This window comes from Xanthobacter sediminis (assembly GCF_043195015.1).
Taxonomy (GTDB): domain Bacteria; phylum Pseudomonadota; class Alphaproteobacteria; order Rhizobiales; family Xanthobacteraceae; genus Xanthobacter.
In genome coordinates, this window is sequence record NZ_JBAFWH010000011.1 from 120820 (window position 1) to 140914 (window position 20095).

The window sequence follows — 20095 nt, forward strand, 5'->3', positions numbered from 1 at the left end:
GCCGGTAAGCGCCGCGTCCGCCCGCAGGTAAGCACGCCCTTGCCGAGCAGCAGCCGGTGCACGGGCCGGTCGAAGCCGGCGGGGGCATCGATGACTGGGCAGGTCGGGAGCGGGAAAATCCATCGCCCAGAACTTGATGCCGCGCTCCACCAGCCCTGCCGCCGCCTGCAAGGCGAGGCGCGGGTGGCGATCTTAGAGCGCCGTGCCGAGACGGGCCTCAGCCCTTCCAGCCCCTGCCGGACACGTGACTGCCGCACATGGCGCGCCCTCCCTTTCCTGGTGATCGCCCTTGCAGGACGGTGAGCCTCACCCCTGGCCGAGATAGGCGCGCTGCACCGCTTCGTCGGCGGCGAGTGCGGCGGCGGGGCCGGCCTTCACCACATGCCCGTGCTGCAGCACATAGGCGCGGTCCGCCAGTTCGAGCGCGAGCCGCGCGTTCTGCTCGACGATGAGGATGGTGAGGCCCTCGGCCTTCCAGCCGATGAGCACGTCATAGACATGGTCCACGAACAGCGGGGACAGGCCCATGGACGGCTCATCGATGCACAGGAGCTGCGGCCGGCGCAGCCAGGCGCGGCCGAGCGCCAGCATCTGCTGCTCGCCGCCGGAGAGAGTGCCCGCCGCCTGCCGGCGCCGCTCCTTCAGCCGCGGGAAGGCGTCGAACACCCGCCCCAGGTCGGCGTCGAGGCCCGCGCGGTCGCGGCGGCGCGGATAGGCGCCGAGCAGGAGGTTGTCGTGCACCGACATGCGCGGGAACAAGCGGCGGCCTTCCGGCACGCTGCCGAGCCCGGCATCAATGATATCGGGAGTCGGCCACCCATCGATGCGGGCGCCATCGAAATGGATGGAGCCCCGCGAGGGCTTCACGAGGCCGAGCACGGTCTTGAGCGTGGTGGACTTGCCGGAAGCGTTGCCGCCCAGCACGGCCACGGCCTCGCCCACATGGACCTCCAGCGATACGCCGAACAGGGCCTGCACGGCGCCGTAGTGCACGTCGATATTCTCGACGCGAAGGCGGGGAGCGGGTTCAGCCAAGGTGGGCATCCTTGAAGAGCTGGCGGTCGGCGCGGGCGTGGCCGAGATAAGCCTCCACCACCTTGGGATGGCCGAGCGCCTCGTCCGGCGTGCCTTCCACCAGCAGGGTGCCCTGGTTCAGCACCAGCACCCGCTCCGCGACCCGGCGCACCAGGGAGAGCTTGTGCTCGATGACCAGGATGCCCATGTCCGGATGGCTGCGGCGCAGGTCGAGGATGATATCGGTCAGCTCAGCGGTCTCGGTGGGGTTCATGCCGGCGGCGGGTTCGTCGAGCAGCAGGTAGCGCGGCGCGCCGGCGAGCACGCGGGCAAGCTCCAGCCGCCGCCGGTTGGCATAGGAAAGCGAGGCGGCGAGCTGGTCGCGGCGCGGCCACAGGCGGTCGCCGAACAGCTTCAGCGCCTGCTCGGCCGCCGCCTCCTCGCGCCGGACCCGCCGCCGCCAGAAGCCGAGGCCGAGCACGGCGCCGAGGCTCTCACGCACCGGGTCGATGAGGGTCCGCCCCTCCCCGCGCAGCAGGTGGAGCTGGCGGCCGATGAGCACGCTCTCCCACACGGTGAGCGCGGGAAAGACGCGTGAGGTCTGGAAGGTGCGGCCGACCCCGAGCGCGGCGATCTTCTCCGGCGCGAGGCCGGCAACGCGGATTCCATCCACGGCCAGGGCGCCGGAATCGATCCGGTCGACGCCGCTCATGAGCTGCATGAGGGTGGACTTGCCGGCGCCGTTGGGGCCGACCAGCGCCACCGTCTCGCCCGGCCGCAGGTGCAGCGAGACGCGGTCCACCGCCTGCACGCCGCGAAAAGCCTTCGAGACGCTGTCCACCACATAGCCTCGGGAGGTGCCGCCGGCGTCCATCAGCGCGCTCCCAGGAGGCCTTGCGGGCGAAGCCTGAGCATGGCGAGGAGGACGAGGCCGTAGGCGATCATCCGCCAATCGGCGAAGACGCGCAGCAGCTCGGGAATGAGGGTGAGGAGGAAGCCCGCCAGCGCCGCGCCGGTGATGTTGCCCAGCCCGCCCAGCACCGCCATGGTGACCAGGATGATGGACAATTCCACGGTGAAGCTCTCCGGACTCACCACCGTCTGCACATAGGCCAGCAGACCGCCGGCCAGCCCCGCCAGCGCGCCGGAGACGGCGAAGGCGAGGAGGATGTAGCGCCGCACCGGAATGCCTGCCGTGTGAGCGGCGAGGCGATCCTCGCGGATGGCGCGCCACACCCGGCCGATGTCCGAGCCCACGAAGCGCTCGGCCACGAACAGCCCCAGCGCCACGCCGGCAAGCACCAGCCAGTATTTCTGCGTGAGCGTCGAGAGCCGGAGGCCGTCGAGCAGGGCCAGCACGGGGCCGGGCACGTTGGGGATGCCGAGGGGGCCGCGGGTGAGCGACACCCAGTTGATGAAGACCAGATGGCCGATCTGCCCGAGGGCCAGTGTGCCGAGCGCCACCGTGTGGCCGGAGAGGCGCAGCAGCGGCAGCGCGGCGGCGATCGCCACGGCGGCAGTGACGCCGATGGCGGCGGCAAGGGCGGCCTCCGCCGGCCAGCCCTCGAACCGCGCGAGGATCGCCACCGCATAGGCGCCGACGCCGAAGAAGGCGGAATGGCCGATGGACAGGATGCCGAGCGCCCCGGAGACGAGGCTCACGCTCGCCGCCAGCAACGCGAAGACGAGACCGTAGGTGATCGCCTGCAGATGGTAGCTGGAGCCGATGAGCCAGGGCACGGGCACCAGCGCCACGCCGAGCGCCAGGAAGCCCCATGCCGGCAGCGCCAGCACGCGCCGCTGCGCCTGGACGCCGCCCGCGGCGGCGAGCAGGCTGGTGGACGGCGCCGCGCCGGCGGCGGCATGGGCCCCGCCCAGGGCTTCGAGGCGGTGGTCGCCCAACAGGCCCTGGGGCCGGAAGGTGAGCAGCAGCAACAGGATGGAGAAGGCCACCACGTCGCGATAGGTATCGCCGAGATAGCCGGAGGCCAGGGTCTCGGAGATGCCGAGCACGGCGCCGCCGATGATGGCACCGGGAATGGAGGTGAGGCCGCCCAGCAGCGCCGCTGCGAAGCCCTTGAGGGCGAACGGCAGCCCCATCTGCGGAAATGCGCTCTGGAAATAGAGCGCCACGAAGATGCCGCTCAGCGCACCGAGGGCGCCGGCGAGGGTGAAGGAATATTGCCGCATGGCATCGGTGCGGATGCCCATTTGCACGGCCGCGTCGCGGTCCTCTGCGGTGGCGCGCAGGGCCCGGCCGACCCAGGTGCGCGACAGCACCAGCACGAGGACCACGGCGGTCGCGATGCCGAAGCCGAAGATGGCGATGTCGGTGCCCGTCACATAGGCCGCGCCGATGAAGACGCGCTCGTCGGAGAGGGGCGACGGGAACGCCTGCGGTTCCGGCGTCCAGATCATCTCCGCCGCCTGATCGAGGATCATGGCGATGGCCAGAGTCGACAACAGCGGCACGATGGCGCTCGCGCCGGAGAGCGGACGCAGCGCAAGGCGCTCCAGCAGCGCGCCGAGGGCGGCCACCAGCAGCACCGAGATCACGGCGGCAGGCACCAGCGGCAGGCCGAACCAGTTGATGGCGGAGAAGGCAAGGAAGGCGCCGAGCATGAACAGGGCGCCCTGGGCGAAATTGATGATGTTCGCCACCCCGAACACCATGGCGAAGCCGAGCGCGATCAACGCGTAGACCTGGCCGATGACGAGGCCGTTCAGGACCTGGCTGAAGAAGAGTTCCATGGATCCGGCCTGAGGCGCCGCGCGGAGCGGGAGCTCGCGAGAAGGCGCGTGAAAACGGGCGGCGCGGCGACCGGGGCCGCCGCGCCGCGAAAGGCGGGCGCCCGAGGCGCCCGCCGGGGGTCACAGGGCGGAATATTCGCCGTTGCGGATGGTGATGATGGTCGGCTTCTTCTGGACGTCGCCGCGGTTGTACTTGGTCACGCCGGTGACGCCCTCATAGGCCGGCCCGTTGTCCAGTTCGTCGCGCACCGCCTCGCCGGTGAGCGGCTTGCCGGACTTCACCGCCCGGCGGATGGCCTCGATGGAGACCCCGGCGGCATCGTAGGCGAGCGCCGCCCACTGGTCCGGCGGACGCTTGGCGCGGGCCTCGTAGGCCTTCGCGAACGCCTGCTTGGGAGCGGTGTCGGCGAAGAAGATGGTGTGGAGCACCACGCCGTCCGCATCCTTGCCGGCGAGCTCGATGAACTTCGGGTTGGTGAGCGGGGTCGGCCCGCCGATGGCGACCTCCACACCGGCCTGCCGCAGCTGCTGGGTCAGGATGGCCGCCTCCTGGGCGTAGAGCGCCAGGAATACCGCATCCGGATTGAGCGACTTGATCTTCGAGACCAGCGGACGGAAATCCTTGGAGTTCGGCGCCACCGGCTCGACGAATAGCACCTTGCCGCCGCCCTTCTCCACGGCGGCCGCGGTGGCGCTGGAGGAGAACTGGCCCCAGTCGTCCTGGTTGTAGGGAATGACGACGGTCTTGGCCTTCAGCTTGTCGAGGATGATCTCGGCATTGGTCAACGCCAGAAGATCCTCGCGATTGTTCTGGCGGAACTGGTACGGGCTCTGCCTGGTGAAGTCCGGATGGGAGACCGAGGGACTGATCTGCGGGATCTTTCCTTCGGCGAAGATGGGCGCGGCGGCGAGCGACGCCGTCGTGGAGAAGCCACCGATGGCCAAGACCAGGCCGGGCGTGTTCACCAGCTTCTGGGCGATGGTGGCGGCGTCCTTGGGCTGGTTGCGGTCGTCCTCGATCACGAGTTCGATGGGCCTGCCCTCGATGCCGCCGGCGGCGTTCACTTCCTCGACCTTGAGCTCGATGCCCTCGCGGAAGCGCACGCCATAGGCGGCCACGTTGCCGGTGAGGGGCGAGAAGAAGCCGACACGGATCGGCTCGGCGGCACGGGTCGAGGCCGGCACGCCAAAGACGGTCGCAAGCGCCGCGGCGAGGAGGAAGGAGCGTCTTTTCATGAGGAGGGCGTTTCTTCGAATGACTGGAGTAATTATACTACATTTATCATTTTAGTTTATTGTCAATTCGTCAGCGCCCGCTCCCGCACATCGTCCCCGCATAGCCGTTATGCCGCCTCCCGCATGGCCGCCGATCCGCGCCGTTCCTTCTCCTCGCGTCGCCTCCATGCGGCCGCCCGGCGCTTCGCCGTCACGGTCCCTCGCCGACGGTGCTGGCGGCGCGGACCGCCTCAGCCTCGATGAGGCTCCAGATGTGGTCGGTGAGGGCGAGGAATTCGGGCGTGCGCTTCAGCGGCAGCGCCCTCGGCCGCGCGAAGGAAATGGGGATGTCCGCCACCACCCGGCCGGGCCTTGCGCCGAACACCAGCACCCGATCGGCGAGAAAGATCGCCTCGTCGATCTGGTGGGTGATGAACAGCACGGTCTTGCGCTGGGTGGACCAGATCTTGAGCAGCTGGCGCTGCATGATCTCGCGGGTCTGGGCATCGAGCGCGGCGAACGGCTCGTCCATGAGCAGCAGGTCGGGATCGATGGCGAGCGCGCGGGCGAGGTTCACCCTCTGCCGCATGCCGCCGGAGAGTTCGTGCGGAAACAGCTCGGCGGCATCCGAGAGGCCCACGAGCGCGATCAGCGCCTCGGCGCGCGCGAGGGCCTCCTTCCGCGGCAGGCCCTGCACCTCCAGGCCGAACACCACATTGTCGATGACGCGCCGCCACGGCAGCAGGCTGTCATTCTGGAACACGAGGCCCCGGTCGGAGCCGGGCCCGGCGACCCGGCGGCCGCCGACGCGGATCTCGCCGCCATCCGGCTGGGCCAGGCCCGCCACGAGACGCAGGAAGGTGGTCTTGCCGCAGCCGCTGGCGCCCACCACGCAGACGAACTCGCCGGGCGCGATGGTGAGGGAGATGTCGGCAAGCACCAGCCGCAGGCGGTCACCGCGCCCCTCGAAGCTCTTGGAGAGGCCGATGGTCTCGAGCGCGGCGGCGGTCATTTCAGCTCTCCCACGGTGGCCCGCCACGGCGCGATGCGCTGCTCCACGGCGTGCAGGGCCTCGGTGAGGCAGAGGCCGACGAGCGAGAACACCAGCACGCCGAACAGCACCACGGGCGTGTCGAAGCTCTGGCCGGCGGTGGCGATCAGGAAACCCACGCCGCCATTGGCGGCAAACAGCTCGCCGACCACCACCCCGGTGAGCCCCCGGCCGATGCCCAGGCGCAGCCCCACCACCACCGCCGGCAAGGCCGCCGGCAGCAGGATCTTGGTGAAGCGCTGGAGCCGGCTCGCATTGAAGGCGAGGCCCACGTCCACGAGGTGGCGATCGATGGTGGCGACACCGGAATAGGTGGACAGCAGGATGGGGAACACCGAGACGATGAAGACGATGGCGATCTTCGAGCCGTAACCGAGCCCGAACACCACGATGAGCAGCGGCATCAGCGCCACCAGCGGGCTCGAATAGAAGAGCGAGACCCAGGGATCGAGGAGATCGCGGGCAAGCCGGCTCACCGCCATGAGCAGGCCGAACGCCACCCCCACCACGGCGGCGAGGGCGAAGCCCCCGGCGAACTCCGTCATGCTCACGGCCAGGTGGCTTGCGAGCTCGCCGCTCGCGGTCAGCGTCCAGCCGACCGCGAGTACCTTGGAAAGGGGCGCGAACAGGATGGGGTTGGTGATCACGAACCGCCCGACCAGCTCCCACAGCAGCAGCCCGCCCACCACCGAGGCGGCGCTCCGCGCAAGCCGGCAGCGCTGCGCCCGCGACATGCGTCTTTCAGCCATGTCGGATCACGGCTTTCCCGCGGCCTCGAGCGATTTGAGATCCACATAGCGCGCCGGATCATCGGTGCTCCTGCGGATGTCGAGATAGGGCGCGAGGTCCGCCGCCGTGAGCGCGAGATCGGGCGAGATCACCCGGTCTGGCCCGAAGTAGAAGTCGTAGGTCTTGGCGGCATCCTCGGGGGTCGACTTGATGGCCTTCACGAGGATGTCGACGGCCCGCTCCTTGTTGTTCGGATCATAGAGCCACTGCGCGCCGCGCCGGGCCGCGCGCAGGAAGCGGGCGGCGGTGTCCGGCTGCGCCTTCAGCCAGGCGCCGGTGGCCGCGAACACGATGTAGGGGCCGGTGAAGGCATCGGCGGTGTCGCCGAGCTTCACCTTGCCCTCCGCCACCGCCTTGAAGTCGATGGGCTGGGAGAGCAACGCCGCCGCGACGGCGCCGTTCTGGAGCGCGGCGAAGCGGTTGGGCGTCGCGCCGAGGGCGACGAGCTGGTAGTCGTCCGCCTCCAGCCCGTTCTTCTTCAGCAGCAGGCGCACCATGGTCGCCGCCGCCTCGTTGAGCTGGGTGACGGCAATGGCCTTGCCCTTCAGGTCCTTGTAGCTGCGGATGTCGCCCTGGGCGACGAGGGAGAAGGAGGTGCGCCGCGTCTCGGTGCCGATCGCCTTGACGTCGCCGCCCTTTTCGCCGGCGGCGATGACCAGCTCGGCCGGCACGGAGACGATGTCCACCGCACCTGTCAGCAGGGTCTGGATGGCCTGGCTGGCGCTGTCGATGCGCACCGGCTTGATGTCGAGCCCCTCTTCCTTGGCGAAGCCGAGGGAGATGGCGGCGAACACGTCCCAATAATAGGCCGTGGACGAGATGTAGCCGTAGGTGAGAGGCACCGCGGCGGGCGCCTCCCTGGTCTCGGCGGACGCGGCGGTGAGCGACCCGAGGAGGGCCGCCACCGCCAGCGATGTGCGGAACAGGGAACGGGGCAGGAGGCGCATGGCGAGGGACCACCGATGAGGCGTGATGGCGAGGGGCTGGCTCATTTTCCGGCCGGCTTCCACAGCGGGGCGAAGGAGACGTCCACCACCTCCTCGAAGGTCGGGGCGGGCGCCGGAATCGAGTTGCTCTTGATCAGCAGCTCCGAGGTCTTGGCCACGTTCTGCGGCGTCAGGATCGGCGAGAAGGAATGCGCCTGCCGGGCGAGGGAGAGTTTCACTACGTCGAGGCCGGAGCCGCCGTATTCGCGATCGGCGATCTGCGCCACCGCGTCGATGTTGGCGGGATCGACGATGAAATGCTGCGCCCTCACCAGCGCGCGCACCACCCTCTCCACCGTCGGGCGGTTCTTCTCCACGAAGTCGCGGGTGGTCTGCAGCGTGATGTAGCCGAGGCCCTGGAACACCTGCGGCCCCTCGCCGGCGGTGATGTCGATCACGAACGCCCACTTCTTGGACGTCTCGACCGCGATCACCGACCACGGCTCCATGACGAAGGCCGCGTCGATTTCCCCGGCTTCGCCGGCGGTAAGCTGGCGATCGGCGCCGCGGATGGGCACCAGCGTCACGTCCTTCTCCGGATCGAGGCCGGCATCGTTGAGAATGTAGCGGGTGGAGACGTCGGCGAAGCCGCCACGCGCCAGGGTGCCGATCCTGAGGCCCTTGAGATCGGCCACGGTGGGCTTGCCCGCGACCTTCGGGATCGCATCCTTGCGCACGATCAGCGCGCCGGCGAAATCGGTCTGCAGGTTCAGCACCGAGACCAGCTTCTGGCCATTCTTCACCGCCTTGATGTTGTTCTCGAAGGCAGCGGTGATGAACTGCACCGATCCGCCGATGAGCGCCGCGGTGGACGGGGTGCCCCCAGCGAAATAGTCGATCTGGGCATCGAGGCCCTCGTCGGCGAAGAAGCCGCGCTCCTTCGCCACCACCACCGGCAGGCCGAGCAGCGAGCGGTTGGAGATGCCGATGGCCACCTTCTCAGCCGCCTGCGCGACGCCCGCGGAAAGACCGGCGGCGAGACTGGCGGCGAGGACGGCCGCCAGCGCCAGCCGGCGTGAGAGGGAATGGGACGGATGCTTCACGTTGCGCTCTCCTCGATGGGGATGTCCGACGCGGCGTCGGTGGGGGTTTCGGGACGATCTCAGTGGGCAGCCTCGCGCCAGCGCAGCAGAGCGTTGGACAGGGCGAGCACCAGGCGATCCAGGCTGAAGGCGGCCAGCATCAGGACGACGAGCGGCATCAGCATGCCCGTCACGTTGAAGTCGCCGGCGGCGCGATCGATCATGTAGCCGATGCCGGCCCGCGCCGAGATCAGCTCGCCGACGATGGCGCCGATGATGGCGAACGAGATGGAGACGCGCAGGCCGGAAAACAGCCATGGCACGCAATTGGGCAGCAACACCTTGAGGAAGATCTGCGCCCGGCTGGCGCGGTAGACCTGCATCACCTTCACCAGAGCCGGATCGACGCTCCGGATGCCCTCGTAGGTGTTGATCATCATCGGCACCACCACCAGCGAGACCGCCAGCAGGAACTTCGACGCGAAGCCGATGCCCACGAACATGATGATGAGCGGCGCGAGGGCCACGCGCGGCAGCGCGTTGAGGGCGATGACGAATGGCTCCAGCGCCGCGCCCACGAGGCGGCTCACGCCCAGCAGCAGTCCGAGCGCGATGCCGACCAGCGCGCCCACGGCCAGCCCGGCGAGGGCCTCGCCGCCGGTCACGCCGAGATGGCGCACGATTTCGCCGGAGCGCAGGGAGGCGAGGAAGGCCTCCGCGAGGCGGCTCGGACTGGACACCCAGAACGGATCGATGGCCCCCACGCGGGCGAGCCCCTCCCACAGGGCCAGCACCGTCGCCAGCATGACCGCCTGCAGCAGGAAGATGGCGCCGCGCGGCGCCCGGGCGCTGAGGGCGCTCATTGCGTCGCCTCCGCCGCGCCGCTCCGCAGATGCTCCCAGATGCGGTCCAGCAGCTGATTGAAGCGCGGATGGTTGTGGAGCTTCTGCACATCGCGCGGACGGGGCAGCCCGACCTCGTACTCGGCGACGATCCGGCCCGGCCGCGCGCCCATTACCAGCACCCGGTCGGCGAGCGCGATGGCCTCGGCGAGGTCGTGGGTGACGAACAGAACCGACTTGCGCTTCGCCGCGCTCTCCGCCTCCCACGCGCGCAGGAACAGCTCATGGACGACCAGCCGGGTCTGGGCATCGAGGGCGCCGAAGGGCTCGTCCATCAGCAGCAGCCGCGGATCGGCCACCAGGGTGCGGGCGAGCGCGGCGCGCTGGCGCATGCCGCCGGAAAGCTCGGACGGATAATGCTGGCCGTAGGCGGACAGGCCCACCTGCGCCAGCATCTCCTGCGCCCGTGCCCGGCGCTCGGCCCGGCCGACGCCGGCCACCTCCAGCCCCAGCTCCACGTTGCGCAGCACCGAGCGCCACGGCAGCAGGGCATGGGTCTGGAACATGTAGCCCACGCTGTGTTCCGCCGACGTGCCGCCCGGCGTGGCACCGAACACGCGCACGCTGCCGGAGGTGGGCTTCAGGAAGCCGGCGATGAAATTGAGCAGGGTGCTCTTGCCGCAGCCGCTGGGGCCGACGATGGCCACGAACTCGCCATCGGCCAGAGTGAGGTCGACGCCCGACAGGATTTCGCTGCGCCTGCCGCGCCGGGCGACGACGCTGAATCCGAGGCCACGGATCTCCGCGGCGGCGGACACCGGCGCGGCCGCGACGGCGCTGAGAGCGCCGGTGTCCACCGTCACGGTCATTCCGCCTTGAACCCAGTGGCGGCGTAGAAATGGTCGAGCGCGGCCTGCGCCACCACCTGGTCCTCGCCGGCCGTGCCGGAGGAAATGCCCACGCCGCCGACGATGGTCCCGTCCACCACCACCGGCAGACCACCACCGATGATCGAGAAGCGACCGCCATTGGTGATGTGGATGCCGAAGGTGGGCTGACCGGGCTGGCACAGCTGATTGTAGACGTGGGTGCCCTTGCGGGCGGCGGCGGCGGCGGTGAAGGCCTTGTCGATGGCGATCGAGATCGAGGAGATCTTGCCGCCGTCCATGCGCTTGAAGGCGATCAGGTTGCCGCTCTCGTCGGCGACGGCGATGCACATGGGGATGGCCAGCGCCAGGGAAGAGCGCACCGCCCCTTCCACGAGAATGGCGGCTTCGGCGTCGGACAGGCGTTTGATGTCAAGCATGAGCGGGCTCGCGGACGGCGCCCGGCGTGGCCAGGGCCGTGGTGGAGAGATAGGCGTGGAGGGCGTCGAGGTCGGCGCCGGAGACCGGGGCATAGGGCGGATAGGGCGCCCCCGCCGGCACGCCGAGCCAGTTGGAAGCCGCCTTCATCACCGCAGCGAGGCCGTTGCTCATCCAGTGGTTGGGGAAGGTGGCGAACTGCTTCTGGAAGGCGATGGCCCCGGCCGTATCGCCGGCCTCATAGGCGTCGATCGCCAGCCGGGCGATCTCCGCGGCGGGCGGCGGCAGGGTGATGCCCGAACCGCCAAGCTGCAGGGTGATCAGCAGCATCTGCATGGTGGTGAAGTAGCGGGCATGGCCCGCCAGCTCGATCTCGGCGATGAGGCGCGAGACGCGGGAGAGGTCGCGGGAGCTTTCCTTGATGAACTTCACCCGATCGAGCTTCGAAAGCTCGATGGTGGCGGGGATGGAGACATCCGCTCCCGGGCCGGCATTGAGGTAAAGCATGATGGGAAGGCTCGTTTCCTTCGCCACCAGCTCGAAATAGCGCACCAGCTCCGCCGTGGTGGGCGCGCCGCCTGTGGGCTTCAGCGGGGCCAGAAGCTGCAGCGCGCTGGCGCCCAGGCTCTCGGCATGGTGGGCAAGGGAGATCGCGACCTTGAAGGACGGGTGCGAGATGCCGACCGCCACCGGGCGCCGGCCGTCCACATATTCCACCGTGGCGCGGATGAGCTTCTTGCGTTCCTCGAAGGTGAGGTACTGGTATTCCTGCGCCTCGACGCCGGCGGCAATGACCATGGAAGCGCGGCAGCGCTCGACCACGTAGTCGACGCCCCTGCGCAGGGCCTTGGTGTCCACCTTCAGGTCCGCCGTGAACGGCGTCAGCGGGGGAACGATCGTCCCGGAAATCATCGTATCGACCTCACAGCGCCCGAGGGGTGCGCGAAGCGCGCCTTTCGTGTCGGGACGCTAGGGTAAATCACACTATACAAAATCTATAAAATTTATCATTTTATCATAGCCGCTATGTCGCCGGACGCATTGGCGTTGGCAAAACCGCTATGGAACGCTGCGCACCGCATGACCCGAGCGAAGGGCGATCAAGGTGGGTATTGTCAGCGTTATCGAGCGTCCGGTTGCGAGCGGAGCCAACGGGGTATGGGGCAGCGATGTCATAGCGGACACGTTGCGCCGCCTCGGCGTGCGCTATGCCGCGCTCACCCCCGGCTCCAGTTTCCGCGGCCTGCACGACAGCATCGTCAATCATCTCGGCAACACCTCGCCGCAGATGCTCCTGTGCCTGCACGAAGAGCATGCGGTGGCGATCGCCCACGGCTACGCCAAGGTGACGGGCGAGCCGCTCGCCGCCATCGTGCATTCCAACGTCGGGCTGATGCACGCGACCATGGCGGTGTTCAACGCCTGGTGCGATCGCGTGCCGCTGCTGCTGCTGGGCGCCACCGGCCCGGTCGATGCCGCCGCCCGCCGCCCCTGGATCGACTGGCTGCACACCTGCCGCGACCAGGGCGCGCTCATCCGCCACTACATCAAGTGGGACGACCAGCCCGCCTCCATAGAGGCGGCGGTGGAGGCCCTGGTGCGGGCCGACCGGATCACGCGCACCGCCCCGCACGGGCCGGTCTATGTGAATTTCGATGTCGGCCTGCAGGAGCGCCGCGTGGAGGAGGCGCCCCCCGCGCCGGACCTGAAGCGCTTCCAGCCGCCGCGCCCCGCCGCCCCGCCGGCTGACGCCGTGGCGGAGGCCGCCCAGCTGCTGGCGGACGCGGAGAAGATCGTCATCCTCGCCGGGCGCACCTCGCGCAGCCCGGTGGATTGGGCGCGCCGGGTGGCGCTGGCGGAGCATCTCGGCGCCCGCGTCATCACCGACATCCGCGTCGGCGCGGCGTTTCCCACCGATCATCCGCTGCATGTGGGCCGGCCCGCCATGTTCCTCGATCCCGTCGCCGCCGACGCGTTGAAGGCGGCCGACGTGATCCTCAGCCTCGATTGGCTCGATCTTTCCGGCACCCTGAAGCTCGGGAAGAGCGCAGGGGGAAAGATCATTCAGGTGTCCCTCGATCACCAGCTCCACAACGGCTGGGGCATGGAGCATCAGGGGCTGCCGCCGGCGGATATCCACATTGCCAGCCAGCCGGATTTGGCGGTGCATGCCATCGCCGATGCGTTGGGCGTGGCGGCCGGCACCGCGCCGGTGGACGCGCCCACGCAGCCCGCCGTCGCTCGCGCGGAGGCCTCGGCTGAGCTCGACATCCGCCGGCTGGCGGCGGCGCTCGGAGAAGGGCTGGAAGGCGAATGCGTGAGCCTGGTGCGCCTGCCCCTCGGCTGGAGCGGGGATGAATGGCATTTCCGCCATCCGCTGGACTTCCTGGGCTATGACGGCGGCGGCGGCATCGGCTCCGGCCCCGGCATGCTCATCGGCGCGGCGCTCGGCCTGGAGGGCTCCGGCCGGCTGGCGGTGGCGGTGCTGGGAGACGGCGACCTGCTCATGTCCGCCAGCGCGCTGTGGACCGCCTCGCGCTATCGCATCCCGCTGATCGCGGTCATCGCCAACAACCGCTCCTTCTTCAACGATGAGGTGCACCAGGAGCGCGTCGCCGTGCAGCGCGGCCGGCCGGTGGAAAACAAGTGGATCGGCCAGAGGATCGCCGGGCCGGACGTGGATATCGCCGCTTTGGCGCGCGCGCAGGGCGTGGAGGCCATCGGCCCCGTTTCGACCGCCGGAGAGCTGGCCGTGGCGGTGAAGCAGGCGGTGGAGATCGCGCGGTCCGGCGCGCCGGTGGTGATCGACGCGCGCGTCGTGCCCGCCTACGGCGCCGGTGTTTCTGCGGCGTTCGCCGGCAAAGCGGCCACGCCCGCCGCAGCCATTCCGCCGGCCAACGGCTGAACGAGGGGAGCCATCATGACCCGTCCCGCCACCATTGAATCCGGGCTTCCGGCTTACGGCCTCTACATCGCCGGCGCCGAGGTCCCCGCCCGGCGCAATTTCGAGAGCGTCAATCCCTACACCGGCACCCCATGGGCGGTGGTGGGCGATGCCGACGCAGAGGAAGTGGACCGCGCGGTCAAGGCGGCGCGGGCCGCATTCGAGGACGGTCCGTGGCCGCGCCTGACCGGCGTCCAGCGGGCGGCGCTGCTGCGCCGGCTGGCCGACATCATCGCCCGCGACGCCGAGGAACTCGCGCGCATCGAGCTGAAGGACAACGGCAAGCTCTACCGCGAGCTGATCGGCCAATGGCGGGACCTGCCCAACCACTTCCTGTTCTTCGCCGGGCTCGCGGACAAGATCACCGGCGAGGTGGCGCCCTCCGACCGGCCGAACTTCTTCATCTACACCCGGCGCGAGCCGCTCGGCGTGGTCGCGGCCATCACGCCCTGGAACTCGCCGGCGCTGCTGCTCGCCTACAAGCTGGCGGCCGGGCTCGCCGCGGGCTGCACCTTCGTGGTGAAGCCTTCCGAGCACACGCCGGTCTCGACCCTGGAACTGGCGAAGCGCATCGCCGAGGCGGGCTTCCCGGACGGCGTGTTCAACGTGGTCACCGGCCAGGCCGAGACCGGCGCCGCCCTGGTGCGCCACCCCGGCATCGACAAGGTGGCGTTCACCGGCGCGACCTCCACCGGCAAACGCATCGCCGCCGAGGCGGCGCAGAACCTCACCCGCGTATCCCTTGAGCTGGGTGGCAAGTCGCCCAACATCGTGTTCGAGGACGCCGATCTCGATCTGGCGGCCAATGGCGCCGTCGCCGGCATCTTCGGCGCCACCGGCCAGACCTGCATGGCCGGCTCCCGGCTCCTGGTGCAGGAGAGCGTGCACCAGCGGCTGGTGGAACAGCTGGTGGAACGCACGCGCGCCATCCGCCTCGGCGATCCGGAAGACCCGGACACCGAGATGGGGCCGGTGGCGAACCCGCCGCAATACCGCAAGGTGCTGGACTATCTCGATATCGCCCGCGCCGATGGGGCAAGCCTCGCCATCGGCGGCAAGCCCTCGGTGCTCGGCGGGCTGTTCGTGGAGCCCACGATCTTCACCGGCGTGACCAACGACATGCGGATCGCCCGCGAGGAGGTGTTCGGCCCCGTGCTCAGCATCCTCACGTTCAAGAACGAGGAGGAGGCGGTGCGCATCGCCAACGACACCCGCTTCGGCCTCGCCGCGGCGGTGTGGACGCGGGACGTCGCCCGCGCGCACCGGGTGGCGCATCGCCTGCGGGCGGGCACGGTCTGGATCAACGCCTATCGCGTGGTGTCATACACGGCGCCGTTCGGCGGCTTTGGCGAAAGCGGTCTCGGCCGGGAAAACGGCGTTCATGCCGTCAACGAGTTCACCGAGCCGAAGTCGGTCTATGTGGAGCTGTCCGGCGCCGCGCGCGACCCCTTCAAGCTCGGGTGAAGGGCTTTGATCCGTCTAATTTTCATTAAATCAATCGTATTTATTGACAATATGAGGCCGCTGCACACATCATCGTTCGGACATATGCGGTGGCCTGTCATTTCAACTGGGACATAGCGGGGAGCCATTGAACATCCGGCAGTTGCAGCTGTTCGTCGAGATCGCCCGAAGCGGGAGCTTCTCGGGCGCCGCGGCTGTGCTCGGCGCCGATCAGCCCTCCCTCAGCCGCCAGGTCAAGCAGCTGGAGGACGAGATCGGCGCGCGCCTGTTCTTCCGCACCGGCCGCGGGGTGAAGCTCACCGAGGTCGGAGACGACCTGCTGGATATTTCCAATCGCTATATCAATGATATGTCCGACCTGCGCCAGCGCGTGCAGGACGAGCGGGCGCACCCGCGCGGGCGTGTCTCCCTGGGCGTGGTGCAGTTCCTGGGCGCCACCTTCGCGCCCCAGCTTCTGATGCGCTTTCGCGAGACTTACCCGGAAATCGCGGTGCACATCACCGGCGGCAACAGCGGCGTCATCCACGAATGGCTGCTGAACGGGCGGATCGACATCGGCATCATCTACGATGCCGGCCGCTCGCATGAGCTCAGCGGCGAGCCGATCCTCTGCGAGAAGACCTGCCTGTTCGGCTCGCGGGCGCTGGCCCAGGAGCATGGCGTCGCCGACCTCGGCGAGGTGCCGCTCCAGGAATTGTCCCGCCTGCCCCTCATCCTCACCAGCCGCCACCACGGCCTGAGGCGCGCCATCGAGCATCAGGCGCAGCGCGCCGGGGTCCGCCTCTCCATCACCTACGAGGTGGACAATCTCGCCACCATCAAGGCCCTGTGCCGCGCCGGCGCCGCCTTCGCGCTGCTGCCGTGCGGCGCCTATGCCGAGGACAGCGCTCTGGAGCAGGGGTTCGCGGCACCCATCACGCCCGGCATCGACAGCATCTTCTCCATGGTGTTCGCGCGGCACCGCCCGCTCACCTCGGCGACCCGGGAGCTGGCGGGGGTGATCCGCACCGAAATCCGCGAGTACGCCCAGCGCGCGGGGCACGGCGCGACCACCTGCTGAGAACACCCCGGAGGGCATTTCCGGCCCCGCGTTGCCGCCATGGACATAGCGGCTATGACCTATGGACCAGCGTCATTTTCGGGCTCCGAGGAGGCATGCTGCGTGAGAATTTCTCCGCCCCGCTCAGCGGGGCGGAGAACGAAGTCAGCCCCGTCCAGCAGCAAAATCGAAGCCCATGACCCTCACACCAAATCTCTCACCTCGATTCTACGCAGGCCCCCTCGACTTCGCGGATAGCCCGCTCGCCCGCGCCGCGCGCCAGCCGCTGATGCTCGGCCTGTTCCTGCCCACCCAGACCGGCGGCTACTCCCAATCCACCTACCCGCGCGGCACGCGCTGGGATTTCGACTACAACAAGGCGCTGACCCTGAAGGCGGAGTCCCATGGCTTCGACTTCGTATTCTCCCTGCAGCAATGGCTGCCAAAGGGCGGCTTCGGCGGCGAGACGCATTACCGCGAGAACTTCCTCGACCCCTTCATCACCACGGTGGCGCTCGGGGCGGCGACGACTTCCATCATCAGCCTGTCCACGGTGCATGTGCTCTACGGCAACCTGCACCCGCTCTACCTCGCCCGCTTCGCGGCCACCGCCGACCACATCACCGGAGGCCGCTCGGGCCTCAACATCATCACCGGCTACGACGCCCACGAGCCGCGCATGTTCGGCATGCAGCGCATCGACCACGACGCCCGCTATGAGCAGGCGGACGAGTTCACCTCCATCATGGAGGAGCTGTGGGACGGCGCCGACAACGTGACCCGCGAAGGCCGCTTCTACCAGCTCGATGGCGCCTACGTGTCGCCGCGGCCCAATTACGGGCGGCCGATCCTGGTCTCGGCCTGTGCCTCGGATGCCGGCTTCAATTTCGCCGCGCACCATGCCGATGTGGTCTTCACCTCGAGCCCAGGCGGTGCCGTGTTCGAGAACGCCATCAAGGTGCTGCCTGCCCACACCGCCCGCATCCGCGCCGCCTATGCGAAGACCGGGCGGAGCGGCAAGATCATCATCTTTCCGCTCATCATCTGCCGCGAGACCCGCGAGGAGGCCTATGCCTATCGCGACGCCATCGTGGCGCAGGCGGACAAGGCCTCCATCGTCGCCTACACCGCCCGCCACAACGGGGGCGACGCCCAGGGCTGGCCGCAGCATGTGCCCGCGGACCGGGTGCTGGGCGGCCACCTGCAGATCGTCGGCGACCCGCAGAGCGTGGCGGACGACATCGAGCGCCTCCATGCCGCCGGCTTCGACGGCATTCAGATCGGCTTCTACGACTACGATCCGGAGCTCGACTTCTTCGTCGAGAACGTCTTGCCGATTCTTGAAAAGAAGGGCCTGCGCAACAAGGTGGTGGCGTCATGAGCGCGCCCGGCCTCATTCTCAATGTCGCGGTCCTCGGCCTCGGCATGCATCTCGGCGGCTGGCGCAAGCGCGAGGGCTCGCCGTTCGATTATCTCGACATCTCCTATTACCAGGAGATCGGCCGTATCGCCGAGCGCGGCAAACTGCATGCCGTGTTCCTGGCGGATACGCTCGCGGTGGCCGAGGAGAATTTCGAGCGCCCCAACCTCGGTGCGCTCGACCCGGCGGTGACGCTCTCCGCCGTTGCCGCAGCCACCACGCATGTGGGCCTCGTGGCCACCGCCTCGACCACCTACAACGAGCCCTACAATCTCGCCCGGCGCACCTCCTCCCTCGACCATATCTCCGGCGGGCGCGCGGCCTGGAACATCGTCACCACCTTCGTGCCCGACGTCGCGGCGAACTTCGGCGACCAGCTCCTGCCGCCCGGGCCGGAGCGCTACGAGCGGGCCGAGGAGTTCGTCGATGTCGTGCTCGCCCTCTGGGACAGCTGGAAGGACGGCGCCCTCATCGGCGACAAGGCCCATGGCCGCTTCGTTGATCGGAGCAAGGTGGCTCCCATCGACCACAAGGGCCGCTACTACACCGTGCGCGGCCCGCTCACCCTGCCGCGCTCGCCTCAGGGCCGGCCCATCCTGTTCCAGGCCGGCAGCTCCGAGGAAGGGCGGCGGCTGGCGGCGCGGGTGGCGGATGCGGTGTTCACCGTGCATTCCACCACCGAAAGCGCTCAGGCCTATTATGCCGACATGAAGGCGCGCGCCGTGTCCTTCGGTCGCGCGCCCGACGCCATCAAGATCCTGCCCGGCATCGTGCCCGTGCTCGGCTCCACCGTCGAGGAGGCGCGGCGCCGCAAGGACGAGCTCGACGCACTGGCCGGCGATGCCGAGCTGCGCAAGCTGGCGCTGCGGGTGGGCGTGAAGGTCGGCGACCTCGATCTCGACAAGCCCCTGCCCCTCGATCTCGTGGCGGCCAATGCCGGCTTTCGCGCCTCCGAGGGCTTCCGCTCCGCTGCCGTGGAACTCGCCCGGCAGAAGCACCTGACGGTGCGCCAGATCGTCTACGAGAACGGCGGCGGCCACATCCAGGTGGTGGGCACCCCCGAGCAGGTGGCCGACAAGATCGAGGAATGGTACCGCGCCAAGGCCGCGGACGGGTTCAACCTGATGATCGATACCCTTCCATCGAGCCTTGGCGACTTCGTCGACACCGTCGTGCCGATCCTGCAGAAACGCGGTGTGTTCCGCACCGATTTCACCGGCACCACCCTGCGCTCCAACCTGGGCCTGGAGGGCCTTCAATGATCGAATACAACGCAGCGGACGGCGTCGCCCGGATTACCTTCAACACGCCCGAGACGCACAATCGCTTCACCTACCAGCTCATGCTCGACTTCATCGCGGCCCTGGAAGCGGCCAAGGCGAGCGGCGCGAATGTACTGGTCATCGACGCCGAGGGCGAAGATTTCACCCTCGGCCGCGACCAGAAGGAGGTGCGCACCGACATCCCCCGGCGCGACAACCTGGGCCTGATCCTCAAGGCCAATGCTGCGCTGCGCGCTTTTCCCGGGGTGAGCATCGCCCTCGTGAACGGGCGGGCTCTGGGCTTCGGCTCGGGCGTGTCGCTCCATGCCACCATCTCGCTTGCCGCGGCTGATGCCATCTTCGGCTTCGACGAGATCCGCCATGGCCTCGCGCCGCTGATCGTGGAGGCTTACCTTCCCCACTTCATCGCACCGCGCACGGCGCTGGAGCTGGTGATAACCGGCCGAGAGGTGGGGGCATTGGAAGCCCAGCGCATCGGCCTCGTGAGCCGCGTGGTTCCCAAAGCGGCGCTGAAGGAAGAGGGGCAGGCCCTCGTCGAGCAGGTGAAGGCCAACAACGCCGCGGCGCTCAGCCTGATCGTCGATTTCGCCAGAGAACTGCCGGGCTATCCTCAGCCGGCCCTCGGCGAGAGAGCCGCCGACCGCCTCGCCGAGTGGATCGCCGCCGGCAAGCCCGTATTGCCCGTGAGCTGAATTGTTCCGTCCGCCCCTGCGCCTTTCGGCATCGAGCATCGAAACGATGTGAAGGTGAACCGACAAGGTAGCGGGGGCCGGCAGCCGAGCTGCGTGGCGGGTGAAGGCCGCTCGGCATTGATCCGCGGCGACGCCCGGCTCCCTTCGCGATGGCTCTTGAGCCCCCGCTGCGAATTCAGCCTCGGGCGGCCGGCCGCGCCCGCTCCATCCGCGGAGCTTGGGCGTCTGCGACGAGCACCGGAAATGTCGCCGCGGTGTTTCTGGCGGTCGGCGGGGGGG

Annotated in this window: 18 protein-coding genes; 6 read left to right on the plus strand and 12 right to left on the minus strand. The window is 68.9% G+C overall.

The genetic code is table 11. The features are described from left to right. Nucleotides 1-306: 306 nt before the first annotated feature. The 12 genes from V5F61_RS15455 to V5F61_RS15510 form a co-directional block, all read right to left on the minus strand. Nucleotides 307-1044, minus strand: coding sequence for an ABC transporter ATP-binding protein (locus V5F61_RS15455; RefSeq protein WP_393989647.1), 738 nt, complete (start codon nucleotides 1042-1044; stop codon nucleotides 307-309). Further along, the gene (locus tag V5F61_RS15460) at nucleotides 1028-1888 is read right to left on the minus strand and encodes an ABC transporter ATP-binding protein (RefSeq protein ID WP_393989646.1); all 861 of its coding nucleotides are present in this window, start codon (nucleotides 1886-1888) and stop codon (nucleotides 1028-1030) included. Before V5F61_RS15460 ends, V5F61_RS15455 begins: the two co-directional genes overlap by 17 nt. Further along, nucleotides 1888-3765: an ABC transporter permease gene (locus V5F61_RS15465; protein WP_393989645.1), complete on the minus strand. Its 1878-nt coding sequence runs from the start codon at nucleotides 3763-3765 to the stop codon at nucleotides 1888-1890. Before V5F61_RS15465 ends, V5F61_RS15460 begins: the two co-directional genes overlap by 1 nt. Nucleotides 3766-3885: 120 nt before the next feature. After that, nucleotides 3886-5001 (minus strand): ABC transporter substrate-binding protein, encoded by a 1116-nt coding sequence (locus tag V5F61_RS15470; protein WP_393989644.1) that lies wholly within the window; start codon nucleotides 4999-5001, stop codon nucleotides 3886-3888. A 190-nt stretch (nucleotides 5002-5191) separates the two neighbouring features. Then, nucleotides 5192-5992, minus strand: coding sequence for an ABC transporter ATP-binding protein (locus V5F61_RS15475; RefSeq protein ID WP_393989643.1), 801 nt, complete (start codon nucleotides 5990-5992; stop codon nucleotides 5192-5194). Continuing rightward, a complete protein-coding gene (locus V5F61_RS15480; RefSeq protein ID WP_393989642.1) occupies nucleotides 5989-6780 on the minus strand; it encodes an ABC transporter permease in 792 nt (263 codons plus the stop codon). Before V5F61_RS15480 ends, V5F61_RS15475 begins: the two co-directional genes overlap by 4 nt. 6 nt (nucleotides 6781-6786) lie before the next feature. Next, nucleotides 6787-7812: an ABC transporter substrate-binding protein gene (locus tag V5F61_RS15485; RefSeq protein ID WP_393989641.1), complete on the minus strand. Its 1026-nt coding sequence runs from the start codon at nucleotides 7810-7812 to the stop codon at nucleotides 6787-6789. Beyond that, nucleotides 7809-8849 (minus strand): ABC transporter substrate-binding protein, encoded by a 1041-nt coding sequence (locus V5F61_RS15490; protein WP_393989640.1) that lies wholly within the window; start codon nucleotides 8847-8849, stop codon nucleotides 7809-7811. Before V5F61_RS15490 ends, V5F61_RS15485 begins: the two co-directional genes overlap by 4 nt. A gap of 59 nt (nucleotides 8850-8908) precedes the next feature. Continuing rightward, nucleotides 8909-9691, minus strand: a complete 783-nt coding sequence (locus V5F61_RS15495) for an ABC transporter permease (protein ID WP_393989639.1) — start codon at nucleotides 9689-9691, stop codon at nucleotides 8909-8911. Continuing rightward, entirely contained in the window at nucleotides 9688-10539 is an 852-nt protein-coding gene (locus tag V5F61_RS15500; RefSeq protein ID WP_394104053.1) for an ABC transporter ATP-binding protein, read from the minus strand. Before V5F61_RS15500 ends, V5F61_RS15495 begins: the two co-directional genes overlap by 4 nt. Continuing rightward, nucleotides 10536-10976 carry a GlcG/HbpS family heme-binding protein gene (locus V5F61_RS15505; protein ID WP_393989637.1) on the minus strand — a complete coding sequence of 147 codons (441 nt, stop codon included), beginning with the start codon at nucleotides 10974-10976 and terminating at the stop codon, nucleotides 10536-10538. Before V5F61_RS15505 ends, V5F61_RS15500 begins: the two co-directional genes overlap by 4 nt. Next, the gene (locus V5F61_RS15510; protein ID WP_393989636.1) at nucleotides 10969-11886 is read right to left on the minus strand and encodes a dihydrodipicolinate synthase family protein; all 918 of its coding nucleotides are present in this window, start codon (nucleotides 11884-11886) and stop codon (nucleotides 10969-10971) included. Before V5F61_RS15510 ends, V5F61_RS15505 begins: the two co-directional genes overlap by 8 nt. 193 nt (nucleotides 11887-12079) lie before the next feature. Between V5F61_RS15510 and V5F61_RS15515 the strand changes: the two genes are divergently transcribed. The 6 genes from V5F61_RS15515 to V5F61_RS15540 all read left to right on the plus strand — a co-directional run bounded on the left by V5F61_RS15515 (nucleotide 12080) and on the right by V5F61_RS15540 (nucleotide 19816). After that, nucleotides 12080-13879 (plus strand): thiamine pyrophosphate-binding protein, encoded by a 1800-nt coding sequence (locus tag V5F61_RS15515; RefSeq protein ID WP_393989635.1) that lies wholly within the window; start codon nucleotides 12080-12082, stop codon nucleotides 13877-13879. A 15-nt stretch (nucleotides 13880-13894) separates the two neighbouring features. Then, the gene (locus V5F61_RS15520) at nucleotides 13895-15382 is read left to right on the plus strand and encodes an aldehyde dehydrogenase (RefSeq protein ID WP_393989634.1); all 1488 of its coding nucleotides are present in this window, start codon (nucleotides 13895-13897) and stop codon (nucleotides 15380-15382) included. A gap of 142 nt (nucleotides 15383-15524) precedes the next feature. Next, the gene (locus V5F61_RS15525; protein ID WP_393989633.1) at nucleotides 15525-16442 is read left to right on the plus strand and encodes a LysR substrate-binding domain-containing protein; all 918 of its coding nucleotides are present in this window, start codon (nucleotides 15525-15527) and stop codon (nucleotides 16440-16442) included. A 175-nt stretch (nucleotides 16443-16617) separates the two neighbouring features. Beyond that, on the plus strand, nucleotides 16618-17802 hold the full coding sequence (locus tag V5F61_RS15530) for an LLM class flavin-dependent oxidoreductase (RefSeq protein WP_393989632.1): 1185 nt from the start codon (nucleotides 16618-16620) through the stop codon (nucleotides 17800-17802). Beyond that, a complete protein-coding gene (locus V5F61_RS15535; protein WP_393989631.1) occupies nucleotides 17799-19103 on the plus strand; it encodes an LLM class flavin-dependent oxidoreductase in 1305 nt (434 codons plus the stop codon). Before V5F61_RS15530 ends, V5F61_RS15535 begins: the two co-directional genes overlap by 4 nt. After that, nucleotides 19100-19816, plus strand: coding sequence for an enoyl-CoA hydratase/isomerase family protein (locus tag V5F61_RS15540; RefSeq protein WP_393989630.1), 717 nt, complete (start codon nucleotides 19100-19102; stop codon nucleotides 19814-19816). The genes V5F61_RS15535 and V5F61_RS15540 overlap by 4 nt, the downstream gene beginning before the upstream one ends. Nucleotides 19817-20095 lie beyond the last annotated feature (279 nt).

What these genes read in the sequence shown, in the direction of transcription:
- V5F61_RS15510 (WP_393989636.1), bottom strand. Translation starts at nt 11,886, where the DNA reads ATGATTTCCGGGACGATCGTTCCCCCGCTGACGCCGTTCACGGCGGAC.
- V5F61_RS15530 (WP_393989632.1), top strand. Translation starts at nt 16,618, where the DNA reads ATGACCCTCACACCAAATCTCTCACCTCGATTCTACGCAGGCCCCCTC.
- V5F61_RS15470 (WP_393989644.1), bottom strand. Translation starts at nt 5,001, where the DNA reads ATGAAAAGACGCTCCTTCCTCCTCGCCGCGGCGCTTGCGACCGTCTTT.
- V5F61_RS15500 (WP_394104053.1), bottom strand. Translation starts at nt 10,539, where the DNA reads ATGACCGTGACGGTGGACACCGGCGCTCTCAGCGCCGTCGCGGCCGCG.
- V5F61_RS15475 (WP_393989643.1), bottom strand. Translation starts at nt 5,992, where the DNA reads ATGACCGCCGCCGCGCTCGAGACCATCGGCCTCTCCAAGAGCTTCGAG.
- V5F61_RS15480 (WP_393989642.1), bottom strand. Translation starts at nt 6,780, where the DNA reads ATGGCTGAAAGACGCATGTCGCGGGCGCAGCGCTGCCGGCTTGCGCGG.
- V5F61_RS15535 (WP_393989631.1), top strand. Translation starts at nt 17,799, where the DNA reads ATGAGCGCGCCCGGCCTCATTCTCAATGTCGCGGTCCTCGGCCTCGGC.
- V5F61_RS15455 (WP_393989647.1), bottom strand. Translation starts at nt 1,044, where the DNA reads ATGCCCACCTTGGCTGAACCCGCTCCCCGCCTTCGCGTCGAGAATATC.
- V5F61_RS15520 (WP_393989634.1), top strand. Translation starts at nt 13,895, where the DNA reads ATGACCCGTCCCGCCACCATTGAATCCGGGCTTCCGGCTTACGGCCTC.
- V5F61_RS15460 (WP_393989646.1), bottom strand. Translation starts at nt 1,888, where the DNA reads ATGGACGCCGGCGGCACCTCCCGAGGCTATGTGGTGGACAGCGTCTCG.
- V5F61_RS15465 (WP_393989645.1), bottom strand. Translation starts at nt 3,765, where the DNA reads ATGGAACTCTTCTTCAGCCAGGTCCTGAACGGCCTCGTCATCGGCCAG.
- V5F61_RS15495 (WP_393989639.1), bottom strand. Translation starts at nt 9,691, where the DNA reads ATGAGCGCCCTCAGCGCCCGGGCGCCGCGCGGCGCCATCTTCCTGCTG.
- V5F61_RS15540 (WP_393989630.1), top strand. Translation starts at nt 19,100, where the DNA reads ATGATCGAATACAACGCAGCGGACGGCGTCGCCCGGATTACCTTCAAC.
- V5F61_RS15505 (WP_393989637.1), bottom strand. Translation starts at nt 10,976, where the DNA reads ATGCTTGACATCAAACGCCTGTCCGACGCCGAAGCCGCCATTCTCGTG.
- V5F61_RS15485 (WP_393989641.1), bottom strand. Translation starts at nt 7,812, where the DNA reads ATGAGCCAGCCCCTCGCCATCACGCCTCATCGGTGGTCCCTCGCCATG.